This window comes from Limosilactobacillus frumenti DSM 13145, assembly GCF_001436045.1.
Lineage (GTDB): Bacteria > Bacillota > Bacilli > Lactobacillales > Lactobacillaceae > Limosilactobacillus > Limosilactobacillus frumenti.
In genome coordinates this window covers 42335-59091 of record NZ_AZER01000005.1, presented here as the reverse complement: position 1 = coordinate 59091, position 16757 = coordinate 42335, and the positions used below count along the sequence as shown (strand labels likewise).

19 protein-coding genes and 1 other annotated feature are annotated in these 16757 nt (G+C 42.4%); of the genes, 3 read left to right on the top strand and 16 right to left on the bottom strand.

Features of this window, described 5'->3' with window-relative positions; all coding sequences use genetic code 11:
* Positions 1-173 precede the first annotated feature (173 nt).
* The 6 genes from FD27_RS01395 to rplJ form a co-directional block, all read right to left on the bottom strand.
* A complete protein-coding gene (locus FD27_RS01395; RefSeq protein ID WP_057748400.1) occupies positions 174-638 on the bottom strand; it encodes a hypothetical protein in 465 nt (154 codons plus the stop codon).
* A 17-nt stretch (positions 639-655) separates the two neighbouring features.
* Complete coding sequence (locus tag FD27_RS01390) at positions 656-1648, bottom strand: LysM peptidoglycan-binding domain-containing protein (RefSeq protein ID WP_057748397.1); 993 nt, start codon at positions 1646-1648, stop codon at positions 656-658.
* Between the two features lie 80 nt (positions 1649-1728).
* Positions 1729-2616, bottom strand: coding sequence for a proline iminopeptidase (gene pepI, locus FD27_RS01385; RefSeq protein WP_057748395.1), 888 nt, complete (start codon positions 2614-2616; stop codon positions 1729-1731).
* Between the two features lie 69 nt (positions 2617-2685).
* Positions 2686-4083 carry a C69 family dipeptidase gene (locus FD27_RS01380; protein WP_057748387.1) on the bottom strand — a complete coding sequence of 466 codons (1398 nt, stop codon included), beginning with the start codon at positions 4081-4083 and terminating at the stop codon, positions 2686-2688.
* Between the two features lie 141 nt (positions 4084-4224).
* Positions 4225-4590, bottom strand: a complete 366-nt coding sequence (gene rplL, locus FD27_RS01375; protein WP_057748383.1) for a 50S ribosomal protein L7/L12 — start codon at positions 4588-4590, stop codon at positions 4225-4227.
* A 62-nt stretch (positions 4591-4652) separates the two neighbouring features.
* Positions 4653-5156: a 50S ribosomal protein L10 gene (gene rplJ, locus FD27_RS01370; RefSeq protein WP_057748380.1), complete on the bottom strand. Its 504-nt coding sequence runs from the start codon at positions 5154-5156 to the stop codon at positions 4653-4655.
* Positions 5157-5187: 31 nt separating this feature from the next.
* Positions 5188-5306 (bottom strand) — a sequence feature (ribosomal protein L10 leader region).
* Positions 5307-5494: 188 nt separating this feature from the next.
* Here rplJ and FD27_RS01365 point away from each other — a divergent pair.
* On the top strand, positions 5495-6931 hold the full coding sequence (locus tag FD27_RS01365) for an amino acid permease (RefSeq protein ID WP_057748377.1): 1437 nt from the start codon (positions 5495-5497) through the stop codon (positions 6929-6931).
* Positions 6932-7053: 122 nt separating this feature from the next.
* Here FD27_RS01365 and rplA read toward each other — a convergent pair whose 3' ends face one another.
* The 9 genes from rplA to cysS all read right to left on the bottom strand — a co-directional run bounded on the left by rplA (position 7054) and on the right by cysS (position 13088).
* A complete protein-coding gene (gene rplA / locus FD27_RS01360) occupies positions 7054-7746 on the bottom strand; it encodes a 50S ribosomal protein L1 (RefSeq protein ID WP_057748374.1) in 693 nt (230 codons plus the stop codon).
* A 96-nt stretch (positions 7747-7842) separates the two neighbouring features.
* Positions 7843-8268 (bottom strand): 50S ribosomal protein L11, encoded by a 426-nt coding sequence (rplK, locus tag FD27_RS01355; RefSeq protein ID WP_003717526.1) that lies wholly within the window; start codon positions 8266-8268, stop codon positions 7843-7845.
* A 136-nt stretch (positions 8269-8404) separates the two neighbouring features.
* Positions 8405-8950 carry a transcription termination/antitermination protein NusG gene (nusG, locus tag FD27_RS01350; protein ID WP_057748371.1) on the bottom strand — a complete coding sequence of 182 codons (546 nt, stop codon included), beginning with the start codon at positions 8948-8950 and terminating at the stop codon, positions 8405-8407.
* Between the two features lie 114 nt (positions 8951-9064).
* On the bottom strand, positions 9065-9241 hold the full coding sequence (gene secE / locus FD27_RS01345; protein ID WP_057748369.1) for a preprotein translocase subunit SecE: 177 nt from the start codon (positions 9239-9241) through the stop codon (positions 9065-9067).
* Positions 9242-9255: 14 nt separating this feature from the next.
* A complete protein-coding gene (rpmG, locus tag FD27_RS01340; protein WP_057748365.1) occupies positions 9256-9405 on the bottom strand; it encodes a 50S ribosomal protein L33 in 150 nt (49 codons plus the stop codon).
* 88 nt (positions 9406-9493) lie between these two features.
* Complete coding sequence (locus FD27_RS01335; RefSeq protein ID WP_057748362.1) at positions 9494-10087, bottom strand: sigma-70 family RNA polymerase sigma factor; 594 nt, start codon at positions 10085-10087, stop codon at positions 9494-9496.
* A 412-nt stretch (positions 10088-10499) separates the two neighbouring features.
* The gene (gene rlmB / locus FD27_RS01330; RefSeq protein WP_057748359.1) at positions 10500-11252 is read right to left on the bottom strand and encodes a 23S rRNA (guanosine(2251)-2'-O)-methyltransferase RlmB; all 753 of its coding nucleotides are present in this window, start codon (positions 11250-11252) and stop codon (positions 10500-10502) included.
* The gene (locus tag FD27_RS01325; RefSeq protein ID WP_057748355.1) at positions 11242-11655 is read right to left on the bottom strand and encodes a Mini-ribonuclease 3; all 414 of its coding nucleotides are present in this window, start codon (positions 11653-11655) and stop codon (positions 11242-11244) included. Before FD27_RS01325 ends, rlmB begins: the two co-directional genes overlap by 11 nt.
* 14 nt (positions 11656-11669) lie before the next feature.
* Positions 11670-13088, bottom strand: coding sequence for a cysteine--tRNA ligase (gene cysS, locus FD27_RS01320; RefSeq protein ID WP_057748351.1), 1419 nt, complete (start codon positions 13086-13088; stop codon positions 11670-11672).
* Between the two features lie 383 nt (positions 13089-13471).
* On the opposite strand from cysS, the gene FD27_RS01310 reads away from it, so the two are divergent.
* Both FD27_RS01310 and FD27_RS01305 read left to right on the top strand, forming a co-directional pair.
* Positions 13472-14500 (top strand): lipoate--protein ligase, encoded by a 1029-nt coding sequence (locus tag FD27_RS01310; protein ID WP_057748345.1) that lies wholly within the window; start codon positions 13472-13474, stop codon positions 14498-14500.
* Positions 14501-14513: 13 nt separating this feature from the next.
* On the top strand, positions 14514-14861 hold the full coding sequence (locus FD27_RS01305) for a glycine cleavage system H family protein (RefSeq protein WP_057748342.1): 348 nt from the start codon (positions 14514-14516) through the stop codon (positions 14859-14861).
* A gap of 199 nt (positions 14862-15060) precedes the next feature.
* On the opposite strand, the gene FD27_RS01300 is transcribed toward FD27_RS01305, so the two are convergent.
* On the bottom strand, positions 15061-16722 hold the full coding sequence (locus tag FD27_RS01300) for a formate--tetrahydrofolate ligase (RefSeq protein WP_057748339.1): 1662 nt from the start codon (positions 16720-16722) through the stop codon (positions 15061-15063).
* Positions 16723-16757: the final 35 nt, after the last annotated feature.

Sequence of the window (16757 nt, the reverse complement as noted above, 5' to 3'; positions counted from 1 at the left end):
CCATACTAAACCCCCATAGTTGGATGTATTTGTCCAACTATGGGGGTTCACTTCAGAACACTAGAGTCCTCTTTGTACTTGCGGGGTTCGAAAACAAACTAGCAAGCTAGTTCTGTCTCACTCCCTTTTTATCTGCATATCGCTAAGTAAGCGTCTCGCATTACTTAAGCCTTTTATTTAACCCGGGTAAAGTTAGTTGACTTGTGATCAACCCCCTGCCCAGCATTAGCAATTTGATAAGTAAAGCTACTTGAATGCATCTTTTTACCAAAGACTAAAACATTGTTGTATTGCCACATTGAAACTTTGCCATCCTGGTTCTTAGAGAGGGTCAGTTTGCTTCCTTGGGCTTTGTAGTTCCACTTCCCTTGATCTGCTTGAGAACGATAAACATTATCAAAGTCGCTGGAGTTATTGTTAGCCTTCATAGCAGTACTCTTGTCAGGAGTAACTACCGCCTCGTCACTATCTTTAGAAAAGGTCATGTAGGCATTTTGATTGTCAGATACGCCTGAATACTGATAAACGTGACCAGGAACATGAGAGGCAACTGAATGACTAGCATATAAATACCAACCACCAAGAATAATTATAACAGCCACAATAATGCTAATGATTGTCCGTGTTTTCTTTTGCATAAGTCAATACCACCTCATTAATCATCATCGTCACTAGTATTGGTATCTTCGTCGTTATTTGAATCAGTGGATTGACTGCTGCTGTCACTGTTCTGCGACGAGCTACTACTGTCACTGCTGTCGTCATCACTATGTTCAATATAGATGTGAACTTCGCCATCTGAGTATTCTACGTACACAGTTGCGTTCTTATCGTCGTCATCTAATTGATCTTGAATTTCCTTAACGGCCTGATCATAGTCCTTATTCTTAATATCCTTAGTGATCGTTGCTTCAGCATCATTGTCAATTTCCTTGGCATCACTATTGTCATCCGCATCGTACTTTTCAAATGACAACTTAGAATTATCGCCAGCAGCATCCGAAAGCTCATCAACAATTTGTCCTGCCGAAAGCTTATGGTGCTTATGACTCTTAGTAGTCTTAGTTGAACTATCGTTAGTTGCAGCGCTAGAGGAAGATTCACTAGAACCATTAGTTGAATTATTATTGTTATTATTAGCTGAGTAGACGTTAGTCGAGTGGTCCACATTCTTTGTAACTGTCTGGGGTTTAACAACAATATTCACGTTAGTTGGTCCGTTATTAATGGTGACCTTAGTCTGGGCAACAACATTGGGGTTGACATTAGGATCATACCCTGCCGGAACTGATCCATTTCGGTTCAGGATTAATACGTCGCCAGCGTAAATCAGGTTAGCATTTTGAATGTTATTGTCATAACATAATTTGGCCACGGAAATACCAGTAGCAGCAGAAATTCCTGATAAAGTATCTCCCCACTGGATGACATAACGGGTCCCGTTCAGGTTATTAGTGTCAATATGCTGCATTGCCATGTTGTTTGAAATTTGCTGTGGGGTATTAGCAATCCAGTTAGTAATATCTGCCTGTTCTTCAGGGGAACCGGTAGCATTATCGGCTAAGGCAAAAGAACTTGCGACAACTGGGCTCGCCAGTACAGCAGTCATCATCACTGCCATTAACCGCTTCTTATTGTTAAGCTTCATAATTATCCTCCCAAAAATAGTTCATATGTCTTACGCTTATTAAGTTTAACGCTATGTGAAATGACCTTCAACAAACCTTTTCAATCATCGTGCCGATTTAACCAATTCGTTACCAATTGCTCATACTTCGCCGTTTGTTCTGCAAATACCATGTGCCGGGCCCCTTGGAAAAGATGCCATTCCGCATTTGTGAGGCGGTCAGCCATCGTTTTGGCAACTAAGGGCGTACATAGGTCATTAGTACCATCAATGATCAGAGCCGGCGTCGTTAAGTGAACTAGCTGGTCAGTATATTCATAGTCATGCAAGTTACCATTAGGACAATATTCGTTTGGTCCCCATGCAGTTAAGTAGGCTTTATCGCCACCATGTACTGGCCGTCTTAGTGGCTCTGGCGAATTGGCATTTACTTTAGCGGCGTGTAATTCCATAAAGTGGTGATTGGCTGCTTGGTAAGTGGGGCTACTAAAATCATCGTTTGCTTCCGCATCGTTAATGGCTTTCTGTTCTCCCTGGGGCAGAAATTTAATTAAGCGATGTAGTTCACTAGACCACAGACTGGCTGAAGAAAGCGTGCTAGATAAGATTACTGACTGAATCCCTGTAGGATGATAATCACACAAGTAAATGATCGCTAACATTCCACCCCAAGATTGACCTAGTAAGTGCATCTTATCTAAATGGAGCTGTTCACGTAAATTGACCAATTCATGCACCCATGTCTGGGCATTATAAAGTTCTGGATGCTGGTCAGGGATTGATGAGTTTCCACAGCCTAACTGATCATACATAATAAGTTGACGATGACTTTTCAGTGCTAGTTCATCAAGTACTTCAAAGTAGTTGTGACTCGATCCCGGACCACCATGTAGTAACACGAGCGGTACAGCGTCGCTTGGTTGACCCACGATCCGATAATAGGTCCGCCACTTACCAAACGGCAAATATCCTTCTTTGACCATTACCATTGCAATGCCTCCTTTAAACCCAGTAATGGGCTTACCAGAATAGCTTCTAGAAAGTCCATCATTATATTATTAGAAGTTGAGCCGAATTTGCAGAGAACCAGTTTCAACCAGTTCACCTAGGCACTTCATCGCTAACTTGTATGCCTGCTGAGCAGTAGTCTCGTTGGCTTCTTGTAATTTCTGATGAAGTTGATCCCCTTTCAGTTGATCCGCTGCAGGATCGGTCATCAGTAAAACATGGCGACCAGCGGCTACCGTCTTTTGTTTCATATCTTCCAGACTTGCCTGGTAGCGATTTGGATGATCATCAATGATCGTTGCTAACAAGTGGGTGACCCAGTACATATTATTAATATTGAAGTGCTCCTTCGTATCCCGATACAGTGCTGGGGTGTCCTCAACATTCGTGTAGAATGGAACAATCGCATTAAAGGCGTTCGGCCCAAATGCTAACCAGCAGATCCCGGCCACTGATTCAGGGACATTATTCCGTATTTGGAGAAGGTGAACTTCAGAATTCCGTTGGAGCCCAATTGGCCGAAAGGCGTGCCGATCTGCTTCACTTCCCCGCTTATCGTACGGATCGTATGGTGTCCGTTGATACCGTGAGCTCAGTGCATACTTAATATCTTCAATCGTTAATTGTTGTTCCGGTTGCCGCGCAAATGGTAAGTTTGGATTATCCGGCGCTTCAACATCACTTGGATTAAACAGTTTTTGAATGTACCATTCCCGTGGCACATTATAACGATAGTCAGAATCCTGGTGACTACCAAAAATATGTCGGAAATTGTAGTGCTGACTATGATCAATGTTCAAGTTATGTTGCTTAATCATGTCTTCCAAATCAGTCGACGCCATGGTGTCATCGGACTGGAATTCAAAATCGGTAATACTGAACCAGTTTGGTGCCGCAACGTAACAATCGTCAGGAACACGCTTAGCAGCCCAATGATGACCACCAATTGTCTCCATGTACCAAACTTCATCCTTATCAGAGAAAGCCACGCCGTTAGATTCATAAGTCCCATATTTCTCGAGATAGGAACCCAACAGTTGAACTCCTTCTCGAGCGGAATGAATATATGGCAAAACGATCGTAACAAGATCTTCTTCACCGATTCCCTTTTTAACGAGGGGGTCAATTCCTAAAATACGTGAATTTGTAGTACTCGTTTCCGTGGCAGACATAGTTATATTAGCAGCGTTAATACCTGCTTCGCCCCAAATTCCCATCTTCTTCTGCATAGGAGCCGTTTCTGGAACCGCAGTATAACGGAGTGGATCATCTGGCAAATCAATTTTGATTTTAGACGTTACTGATTGGTAATGACGTGGTTGTTTATCAGGAGTCACCACAATAAATCGCTTCGGATTGAAGGCGTGACCGAAATCTTCATTCCGAGCGACAATTGTTGAACCATCGGCAGTTGCCTTTTTACCAACCAAGATTGTTGTACAAGCCATTCAAATTATCTCCTTTTTAAGCACTTAGTAAAAATGTGTCTATTTTTATTGTAGACGTTTTCAATAAAATCACCAAATAACTTATTTTTAAAAATAAAAAATGGCCACCTCAAAAGGTAACCATTTGGGTATAATTTATGACTACTTAAGGGTAACAGTAGCACCAGCGGCTTCAAGCTTTTCCTTGATGTCGTTAGCTTCGTCTTCCTTAACGTCTTCCTTGATAGTGGAAGGAGCACCGTCAACAAGGTCCTTAGCATCCTTAAGGCCAACACCAGTGATGTCCTTAACAGCCTTGATAACCTTAACCTTAGCAGAACCAGCTTCAGTTAATTCAACAGTGAAGCTGTCCTTAGCAGCAGCGTCGCCACCAGCAGCACCTGCAGCTGCAACTGGAGCAGCAGCAGAAACGTCAAATTCGTCTTCAATAGCCTTAACCAAGTCGTTAAGGTCAGAGATTGATGCTTCCTTTAATGAAGCAATGATAGCGTCCTTATCAAAAGCCATGTTTATTTCCTCCAATATTTAGGTAATTAATTTTGTATTGATAGTAAATGGTAATACTACTATTATGCGGCTTCGTCTTCGCCCTTGTCGGCAACTGCCTTGACAGCACGTGCAATCTTCCGCATTGGATCTTGCAGTGCAGATGCAAGCATTGACAACAGATCTTCGCGACTTGGCATAGTAGCGTATACGTTGATTTCATCGAGAGACTTGATTTCCTTTTCGATGAAGCCACCCTTGATTTCAAGAGCGTCGTGGTCATCAGCGAACTTCTTCAAGATCTTTGCTGGAGCAATTGGGTCTTCGTTTGAGAAGGCAACAGCGGTTGGGCCAACAAAAGTGCTCTTCAAGTCTTCGTAGTCAGTACCTTCAACGGCCCGGTCAAGAATCTTGTTCTTGATAACGGACATTTGAACACCGGCATCACGGAGTTGCTTACGTAAGTCAGTTACTTCGGCAACAGTTAAGCCACGATAATCAACAACAATAGCTGATTCAGCAGCGTTAATCAAATCAACAGTTTGCTTAACGATTTCTGCCTTCTTAGCAATAGCTGCTTCACTCATGAATTTTCACCTCCTGCAATGTTGTTTGATTGGATTTATAAAAAAATCCCTATGACCGCAGACATAGAGAAGGAACTTTCATTTCTTCCTCGGCAGGCATTGGATTAAGGCTTTCGCCACCTGAGTCTTAGGCAGAGTCATATTTAATCAACTTTGATAGTTTACCATAAGCCATCCATTCTTGTAAAGGCCTATCATCATTATTATTCCTAATTACATTAAGTTAAGGATACTCAAAATAATGACCATTCGATTGTGAATCAAATATTCATTTTATTTAACTTAGCCAGCAAAATACTATAAAATAGTAAGCATTGTCAATGGAAGGAAGGGTTGAAATGAACACTGATCAATCAAATGGTCATATTCACCACACTTTACAAACCCGTCACCTATCAATGATTGCGTTAGGTGGCACAATTGGAACCGGGCTTTTCATTGCATCCGGTTCCGCTATTACTACCGCTGGACCTGGTGGTAGTTTAATTGCTTACTTTATTATGGGAATTATGGTGTACTTTCTCATGACTAGTCTTGCTGAAATGGCTACCTATAATCCCCGGAGCGGTTCGTTTACCGAATATGCTACCCGCTATGTCGACCCGGCCCTTGGCTTTGCGATGGGTTGGAATTATTGGTTCTGTGGCGCAATTACGGTGGCCCTCGAATTATCAACAGTTGGAATCGTGATGAACTTTTGGTTTCCACACGTTCCGTCGTGGATTTTTAGTATTGTAGCATTTATCATTATTTTTACCATCAACTATTTTTCAGTCCGGACATATGGTGAAACGGAATTTTGGTTAGCACTCTTAAAAGTTGCTGCTGTCATTATTTTTGTTATCGTCGGCATTGCCGTCATCTTAGGCTGGCTTGGTGGGCATTCAGCGATTGGCCTTAAGAACTTCACCTACAAACAGGCACCGTTTGTCCATGGAGTCCCAGGTATCATCTCAGCATTCGTTGTTTCTGGGTTCTCATTCCAGGGCACCGAAATGGTCGGCATTGCTGCGGGTGAATCAGCTGATCCAAAACATAGTGTCCCCACGGCAATTCATGCGACCTTTTGGCGCATTCTGCTATTTTATATCTGTACAATTTTCGTAATTGCATGTATTCTTCCTTATACTAATAAGAACCTGCTGAGTTCAGATGTTACCGATATCATCAAGAGTCCGTTTACCCTCATTTTTCAGTATGCCGGCTTGCGATATGCCGCCGGTATCATGAATTTTGTTATCTTAATTGCGGTACTCTCATCTGCCAACTCATGGCTGTACGCCATTACCAGAATTACCTACTCACAATCGATGGATGGCTTCCTATGGAAACGGCTCCGCCGAATCAACCATCGTGGTGTCCCAATTATTAGTTTCTTAGCCATGTCATTTCTAAGCTTGGCTCTCTGGGCACTCCAGTTTATTGGTCCAAATGTTTATAACTATCTTATTTCCGCATCCAGTTTAGGAGGGTTTATGGAATGGCTCGGCATTGCCATTGCCCACTACCGCTTCCGACGCGGATTTATTAAACAAGGTCACATACTGGATGAACTCAATTACCACGCTGGATTATTCCCGTTTGGCCCAATTTTTGCATTCATTCTCTGTGTCCTTGTTATTGCTGGTCAAAATATTGATGCTTTTATTAAGCTTGATTGGTCGAACATTCTCATCACTTACATGAGTGTCCCCCTCTTTATCATCGTATATCTGGGATACAAATGGATTTGTCATTCACACCTGGTTCCACTTACGGAAATGAAATTAAAATAAAGTAATTAATACTGAGATCCTCGTAATTCCTTCAGGAAACATGAGGGTCTCTTTATTTTTAAACCAAAAAATCCAGGACCTTATCAAAAGATCCTGGATTTTTATAATTAAGATTTAGTTGCTTAGAAGCTTTCCAAATCAAGAGTAACACTTGGTCCGAAAGTAGAAGCAATTGAAGCATGTTGAACGTAAGTACCACGAACAGAAGCTGGACGGGACTTAACAACGATATCTTCAATAGTCTTCAAGTTTTCAACTAACTTATCAGTGTCGAATGATACCTTACCAAATGGCACGGCAACGTTACCATCCCGGTCAGTCCGGTAAGTTACTTGACCAGACTTAGCATCGGAAACAGCCTTTGCAACGTCCATCGTAACAGTACCAGTCTTAGGGTTTGGCATTAAGCCCTTAGGTCCAAGAATACGACCCAAACGACCAACAACTGGCATCATGTCAGGAGTGGCAATGGCAACATCAAAGTCTAACCAGCCATCTTGAATCTTTTCTGCCAAGTCAGTGTCACCAACAAAGTCGGCACCTGCTTCTTGAGCAGCCTTTGCGTTTTCACCCTTAGCAAAAACAATAACAGTTTGCTTCTTACCAGTTCCGTTTGGCAGAACTACAGCACCACGTAATTGTTGATCAGCTTGCTTGGTGTCAACGTTTAACTTAAATGCAACTTCAACAGTTGAGTCAAAGTTAGCGAAATCAATATCTTTTACTAATTGAACTGCGTCGTTCACAGCATATTGCTTCTTGCTGTCAACCTTTTTAAGCGCATCTTGGTATTTCTTACCACGATTTTTAGCCATCTTGTGTTTTCCTCCTTGCAAATGTGGTCTAACGGAGTTAATACCTCCCACGGGGACATACTACTTTGATAGTATATCCGGTCTGCCAGTTAGCAATTAGTCTTCAACAGTGAAGCCCATGCTCCGTGCAGTACCTTCGATCATGCGCATTGCTGCTTCAACATCAGCAGCGTTTAGATCTTGCATCTTAGTTTCGGCGATTTCCTTAACTTGTGCCTTGGTTACAGAAGCAACCTTGTTAGTGTTAGGTTCACCGGAACCATGTTCAACACCAGCGGCCTTCTTCAGTAAGACAGCAGCAGGCGGCGTCTTAGTAATGAAGTCGAATGAACGGTCTTCATAAACGGTAATAACAACTGGAATCAACATACCCTTTTGGTCTGCAGTCCGAGCGTTAAATTCCTTAGTGAAGCCCATAATGTTAATACCTGCTTGACCAAGTGCAGGACCTACTGGTGGAGCTGGTGTAGCAGCACCCGCAGGAATTTGCAACTTGACAACGTTAGCTACTTTCTTTGCCACGAGACAAAACCTCCTTAGTCCGTGTTGTGGTCATGATGAGGCAGTAAATTTACCTCTCCCACAGTATGTGAATAGCATACCCAAATAAAATACCATACTCTTCCCTGATTTTCAAGGGTGAAGTTGATGAAGCGGCTTATTCAACCGTGTCAATTTGATCGAAGCCGAGTTCAGCCGATGTCTCCCGACCAAACATTTCAACATTGACCTTCAGTTTCATCTTTTCGTGGTCAACTTCGGTCACTTTACCAGTTAAGTTAGCGAATGGTCCAGCAATAACCTTAACACTGTCTCCAACATTAACGTTGATATCATGTTGAACGGTCTTAACTCCCATCCGCTTCATGATCCGATCTACTTCCTCAGGAAGAAGTGGTGTTGGCTTAGAACCACCACCGTGGGAACCTAAGAAACCAGTAACGCCGGGGGTGTTCCGGGCAATGTACCAGGATTGGTCGGTCATTACCATTTGAACCAGCACATAACCAGGGAAAGTCTTTTCAACGATGTCCTTTGCTTGACCATCCTTAACCTGGCGAACTTCTTCTTCGGGAACAACTACTTGGAAGATGTAGTCTTGCATTCCCATTGACTGTGCTCGTGATTCCAAGTTACTCTTAACCCGGTTTTCATAGCCAGAATATGTGTGCAGCACATACCAGCGCTTTTCATTTGATTCCACGATGAATCCTCCTTAATTCAAATCGATCAAAATTTTGCCAAAATAAAAAAGCTCGCGTAATCCACGAAGCTCATCAGTGATAGTATAACAAATCGTTTTCTATTTGACTACTAGTTAGACAAACAACTTCATTAGCATTTGAATAATCCAGTCAAATAATGCAAAGAATAAGACGAAGAAGATCGTCAGTGAAATAACAATCGTAGTATCCCGTCTATTTTCGCGGGCAGTTGGCCATACTACTAAATGCATTTCATGATTAACGCTTTTAATAAAACGGAACAGATGCATAATTTCCTCCAAGCCTAACGGGTTTCTCGGTGAAGAGTGTACCCGCCACAGTGTTTACAAAACTTTTTAATTTCTAATCGTTCTTGACGTTGAGGATTAGCGGTAATCGTGTAATTATGCGCACCGCACTTCGTACATTCCAATGCAACTTTCTTTTGGGACATACAATCACCTCCACACACATGATAGATTAGCATGAACGCACAAAAAAAGCAAAAACGGTCGCTTGACTATTTTTGCCTTGAAACTATTTTAATCCATGATTTGAAGTGTTTTAAGACGCAAACGATTGACTGCTGACTCCACCTTGCGACGGCTACAGTTTAATTGTGTGCTAACTTGATCCGTAGTCTGGCCACTATTCAGTAACATCAATACTTCACGTTCAAATGATGAACTAGCCCGAATCAATTCTTGCAAACAAAAATGGCAATAGCTAATCTCTTCGACTGTATCATTTGCGGTATGAATTGCTAGCTCTTCTAAATAATCGCTTAAGTCAAACAATGAATTCTGCGGAATACGCTTATTGGCTTGACGATTCCGGCATAGGTCTAAATGCCGGTGGATCAAGCTGCGTTTATAATAGCTCCCAAACTGATGGCAGTCTAATTGTGGATACATCTCCAAGACCCTAAATAGAATAATAAACGCTTCTTGCTTCCAATCCGCATATTCAATCTCTGCTCCATAATGTTGACGCCAGACCTTTCTAATTAATGGTTCATATCTGACAAACAACTTAGTAAAGCTCTCTTCATCTCCCAATTGTGCTTGAAGCAACAATCTTTGGACGATCAACAGATCTTGGTGATCCGTTGGTGTTTTTGGTTCAACGAATTTCATCGCTAAACCACCTTTCTCCTTAGATTTGGCTCCGACACACCCCTCTGATTGCAGTTATCGCAATCGCACAGCTACCGACACATTTTCAATAGCAGGTGATTGCCCGTACGGTGAGCTCTCCTTTCTCACCGTCAGGAAAATTTGTCGCATCCTGGGCCCAATCAAAATGATGAGACAAATTTTGGTGACTGTCGCCATATAGTACTTTAGCAAATTACTGGCTTTCCAAGATCATATTTTTGTGATCTAGTGAACTTCAGATCGAACGTTATAATCGAACATTATCGACCTTCTAAGAACACTAAGCATAGTAAAGTGTTGGTAATACAAGGTTTTAAAGAAAGAGACCACTCCAAAAAAAGAGTGGTCCCTTTGTTAAAAGTATCACGTTGTTGATGAATTTTCTTAACAACTAATCGGTTAATGGGTGACGAGAATTAAAGCCTTGGTAGATTAACAATCCCGCTGCAACACTGGCGTTCAAACTTTGAACGTGGCCAATCATTGGGATCGTCAGCATTTCATCACATGTTTTCTTTAATAAGGATGAAATTCCCTTTCCCTCATTACCAATCACTAGGGCCACTGCTCCGTGAGCGTCCCATTGCCGGTAGTCCTTGCCTTTCATATCAGTACCAAACAGCCAAACGCCACGATCTTGAAGTTCCTTAGCGGTTTGCACCAGGTTGGTTACCCGGGCCACGGGGACATGTTCGAGAGCCCCCGTTGATGTCTTAGCCACTACTGAGGTTAGTCCAACCGCCCGCCGTCGTGGAATAATAATTCCGTGAACACCAGCAGCATCGGCTGTCCGAATAATTGAGCCGAGATTATGGGGATCTTCTAGTTCATCCAAAATGAGGAAAAACGGATCTTCCCCTTGACGTTCAGCATTGGCAAAAAGGTCATCAATGGTCGCATATTGATATGCCGCCACTGCCAAAGCAACCCCCTGGTGGTTTTGGTGGTCAGTCATTTGATCTAGCTTAGTCTTTGGCACGTTGGAAATCACTAGACGTTTTTCCTTTGCCAATTTTATAATTTCCGCAATGGCATCCGATTTTAGACCAGCTTGAATGAAAACTTTATTAATTTCTTGGTCTGACTTCAGTGCCATCACTGCTGGATGACGACCAATGATAAAATCACTATGTTCATTGTTCATGCTTTGTCCGCCCCGCTTCCACTTGTTGAATACACCACTCAGCTAATTCTGCCAAACGGTCTTGTTGTCCTGACAATTGCAGGTATCCCATCATCGCTTCAAAGCCCGTTGAAATGCGGTAAGTCAAAACTGAAGTATGCTTAGCATGGGTATGACTATTAGCATTCCGCCCGCGCTTAAAGTATTGCCATTCCTTATCGGTTAACAATTCGTCCTGCTTCATTAAATCAATAAGGGCCGCTTGGGCCTTTGCCGAAACATAATGGGTTGCTAATCGTTGTAGCTTGGTAGGCTTGGTCAGGCCACGACTTAATAAGTGTTGCCGAATGAAGACTTCGTATACTGCATCCCCCAGGTAAGCGAGGGCAATACCATTTACTTGCTGATAATCTACTTTTTCCATTCTATTCCTTCCATTTACTTAGTTCGCTTGAAACGCGTTCCTTGTGGCGTGTCTTCTAAGATGATTCCCTCTGTCTTAAGCTGGTCACGAATTTCGTCTGCTCGAGCAAAGTTCTTATCTTGCCGTGCTTGATTCCGTTCATCGATCAATGCTTGGACACGTTGATCATCCAATTTTTGAGACCCGCTCGCCTTTAAATCAATGCCAAAAATACTGAGAAGGGTTTGTAATTCTTTTTGAATTGCCACGATTGCACCTTCGTGGACCTTAGATGACTGTGCATAAACGTTCGCATACTTGACGAGTTCGTAAACAACGGTGATACCGTTCTGAACGTTAATATCATCATCCATCGCTTTAATAAACTGCTGCTTAAAGTCATCGAGATGATCTTCAACGGTTTGATCATTACCTGCTACGGCATCTTGCCGCCGGTATTCCAAATTATCGAAAGCCGTTTGAATATGTTCCAAATTATTCTGCGCATCAACGAGGTTATCCTGGCTATATTGAATTGGCCGCCGGTACTGGGTAGTTGCCATAAAGAACCGCAGCACTTGTGGATCAACCTTTTTAATAATGTCATGGACGGTAATGAAATTGTGAAGAGACTTACTCATCTTCTCGTTATCCTTACCAATCGTTACAAAGCCATTGTGCATCCAATAACGGACAAACTTTTGACCGGTCTCCGCTTCACTCTGGGCAATTTCGTTTTCATGGTGTGGGAACTCTAGGTCTTGACCACCAGCATGAATATCGATGGTCTTTGCCAGGTATTTAGTTGACATGACCGAGCACTCAATATGCCAACCAGGGCGACCTTTTCCCCATGGTGAATCCCAGTTAATCTCACCAGGTTTAGCCGCCTTCCAGAGGGCAAAATCCATTGGATCTTCCTTCTTATCAACCTCGTCAGCGCTCACGTGTTGACTAGCACCAACTTCTAGGTCGTCAATAGATTGGCCGGACAACTGGCCGTAGTGTTTGAACTTACGGGCACGATAATAAACATCCCCATCTTTAGCGTAAGCATATCCCTTATCAACCAGTCCCTGAATAAATTTAATAATATCAGGAATGTTTTCGGTAGCACGGGGATGGAGAGTTGCTGGTTCGATATTAATTGCCTTAGTATCTTCCATAAAAGCCTTGATATATTTATCAGCCAGTTGCGGAACCGTGATTCCTTGTTCATGGGCAGCCTTTATCATTTTGTCATCAACATCAGTAAAGTTAGAAACATAATTAACCTTGTACCCCTTAAACTCCAGGTACCGGCGCACAGTATCAAAAGCGATTGCGCTGCGGGCATTACCGATGTGGATATAGTTGTAGACAGTCGGTCCACAGACATACATGTTAACTACCCCTGGATGTAATGGTTTAAATTCTTCTTGCTTGCGAGTCAATGTATTGTAGATCGTTAGCATGTTGTCTGCTTCCTTTCATCTTTATATTCAAGTAATATACTACCATATCTAAGCACTAAGGCAGCCGCAATTTGGTTGACGGACAGAAAACATTTTTAATAGGATGGTCACACTTTCTTCACATTCTCCTGTTAGTATATAAATTGTAGCAAGGAAGCTTGCTACAGAATGAAACCTATTATTTTTCAATTACTCCTCCCAATAGTAACCAAAAATAATATTTTGAAGATTCTCCCCAATATCTTCATATTTCAGCAGCTATTACGTCCTCAAGTAATAGCTGTTTTTCTTTTGTCTTTTTTCAGGGCTGATTACTACCTTAGTTCACAATTTAGGGGTAAAATGTAAGCGTATTCCGTTTTAATGATCAAGGAGTGGTATTTATGTTTTTTATTGATACAAGTCGTAATGGCAAACCAGTCTACGATGCAATTGTTAACCAATCTTTAGATAATTACCTGATTAACGACTTACGACTAAAGGGTCATGGTCTCATTTGTTATATCAACCAACCAGCCGTTATCATCGGGGTTAACCAAAACGCTTATGCTGAAATTGACCTGCCATATTTGAAGAAACACAATATTGAGTTGGTTCGTCGTTCTAGTGGTGGTGGTGCTGTTTACCACGATTACGGTAACCTGGTCTTTGAAAATATTATTATTGGTGATGATGGTCACTTCGGCGACTTCCACCGTATTGGTGATCCAATTGTTGATGCCCTGCATGACTTAGGTATTAAGTCCGCAGAAGTCCGTGGTCGAAACGATATGGCAATTGATGGGAAGAAGTTCTCTGGAATGGCCATTGTCAAGGCTAATGATGCCTACGCTGCTGGAGGGACGATCATGTTTGACCTGAACATGGAAGCAGCCAATGAAGTGCTGACCCCTGAAAAAGATAAGCTTGCTTCAAAGGGAGTCAAGTCAGTTGATGCGCGGGTAACCAACATCAAACCTTACCTCCCAGAAAAGTACCAAGATTGGACCACTGAGGACTTCAAGAATTACCTGCTTTGCCATATGTTTGGTGTCGACTCCATGGATGATGTTGAAACATACCACTTAACTGATCACGACTGGTCAATTATTGATCAACGGTTAGACTCCAAATACCGGACTGACGAATGGAATTATGGTAAGAACCCTGGTTATAAGCACTACGTTTCTAAACACTACCCAGTGGGGACAATTGCCTTTAACTTTAATGTCAAGGACAATCAAATCACTGAAGACAAGATCTATGGTGATTTCTTCACTGCTGGCGATCCGCACAAGGTCGAACAAGCCCTGGTTGGTGTTAAAATGGATGCAACAAGTATTGAAGAAGCATTAACTAAAGCGGATTTGGATGCCAACCTTGGTCATGCTGATCCAAGTCAATTAGCACAATTAATCCTTTCCGCTGATTAAAGGAGGAATTACTATGTGGCAAAGTTTTGTTAACTGGTTCAAAAACCTTTTCGGAATTAAGCCTCAAATCCATCATGAGGAAAACGGCCTGTGGTGGCAAAAAGATCATGACACTGTCAAGATTGGTTTAGACTCCAAGATCATTGACGAGTTGGGTGATATCACTTTCTTAGATACTCCCCAAGTTGACGATCAAGTCCAAAAGGATGACCAGATTATTGATATCGAAGGTGGAAAAGCCGTTGAAACTTTCAACTCCCCATTTGCTGGCAAGATCATCAATGTGCGGTCTGAATTTCAAGATGATCCATCGCTGTTAAGTGGTCAGAAAGATCCTGTATTAGTAACAGTAGAAATCTAAATAATTAAAACGGGCGTGTTGATTTAGCCGTTGATGGCGCTATCAATACGTCCGTTTACTTTTTAAAAATACTACAGCACAAATACTGAATAGCAAAGATTAATCACGCCCACCACTACTTGCAAGATACTCAAAATTATTCGAAATAAGGCAAACGGTCTGGTTCTCGCTATTAACGCGAACCAGACCGTTCTTAATTTTAAAATAATCCAGTAATCTTACCATCTTTGTCAATCGTCATCTTCGCTGCTGCCGGATGTTTTGATAACCCAGGCATCGTCATCATATTACCAGATAAGGCGACGATAAAGCCCGCTCCCAACTTAGGAACAAACTCCCGAATGTGGAAGGTGAATCCTTCAGGGGCGCCTAATTGCGTTTGGTCGTCAGTAAATGAATACTGAGTTTTAGCGACACAAACGGGCAATTTATCCCAACCAAATTCAGCGAATTGCTTCAGTTGCTTACGTGCTTTCTTGCTAAAAGCAACCTCTCCCGCACCATAAATGTGCTTAGCAATCTTATTAACCTTGTCTTCAATCGAATCGTCAGCCGAATACAAAGGCTGGAAGGTACTTGATTGATCTGCCAACCGGACAACTTCCTTAGCGAGGTCTTGAGTACCTTGACCACCCTTTGCCCAGCTATCTGCAACAACAACGTTCACGCCAAGAGACTTACAATTATTTTCAATTGTTTGTACTTCAGCTGCCGTATCGTTAACAAAATGGTTAATTGCAACTACCACTGGTAAACCGTAGTTTTGCATGTTGTGAATGTGGCGGTTTAGGTTGGCTAGCCCCTTCTTTAATGCGGGTAATTGTTCATTTTTCAAGTCAGCTAAAGCCGCGCCACCATTGTATTCCAGTGCCCGCACAGTAGCAACAATTACAATGGCATCAGGTGTCTTACCGAGAACTGGTCGCTTGATATCTAAGAACTTTTCTGCACCCAGATCGGCACCAAAACCAGCTTCGGTAACGGTATAATCTGCCAGCTTCATTGCGGTTTGGGTAGCTAAAACACTGTTGCATCCATGCGCAATATTGGCAAATGGACCACCATGAATGATAGCAGGAGTATGGTCCAGTGTTTGAACGAGGTTTGGCTTAATAGCATCTTTAAGAAGAATAGTAATTGCATCTTCAAAGCCTAACTGATGAACAGTTACGGGCTGCCGATCATACGTGTAGCCGACGACAATTTGGCCAATCCGTTTTTTAAGGTCCATTAAGTCGGCGGACAAACATAAGATCGCCATCAATTCGGAAGCAGCGGTAATGTCAAAACCAGTTTGACGAGGAACACCCTGCATGACTCCACCAAGGCCAGTGATTACATTCCGTAATGCGCGATCATTGACATCTTCGACCCGCTTCCAAATGATTCGCCGGGGATCGAGATTTAAAGCGTTATCCCTCATCACATAGTTATCAATTAAAGCAGCTAAAGTATTGTTGGCACTAGTGAGAGCATGGAGGTCACCAGTAAAGTGGAGGTTAATGTCTTCCATGGGGATGACCTGACTATAGCCACCACCAGTTGCTCCACCCTTAATACCAAATACCGGACCCATGGAAGGTTCCCGCATGGCAATAATCGTTTGGTGGTGTAGTTGATTTAACGCATCCCCTAATCCAACCAAGACTGTGGACTTACCTTCACCAGCTGGAGTTGGGTTAATGGAAGTTACTAAGATTAACTTATGCTTCTTATCTGCCTGTTCGTTAACCGGCAAACTAATCTTTGCCTTGTACTTACCATATTGTTCAATCTGATTGTCACTCAGGCCAATAGATTTTGCAATCTCTTGAATGGGTTTCATTGTCGCTTGATCAGCAATTTCAATATCGGTCATCAATAACCGCCCCTTTCTAAACACGAACGAAATAAAAA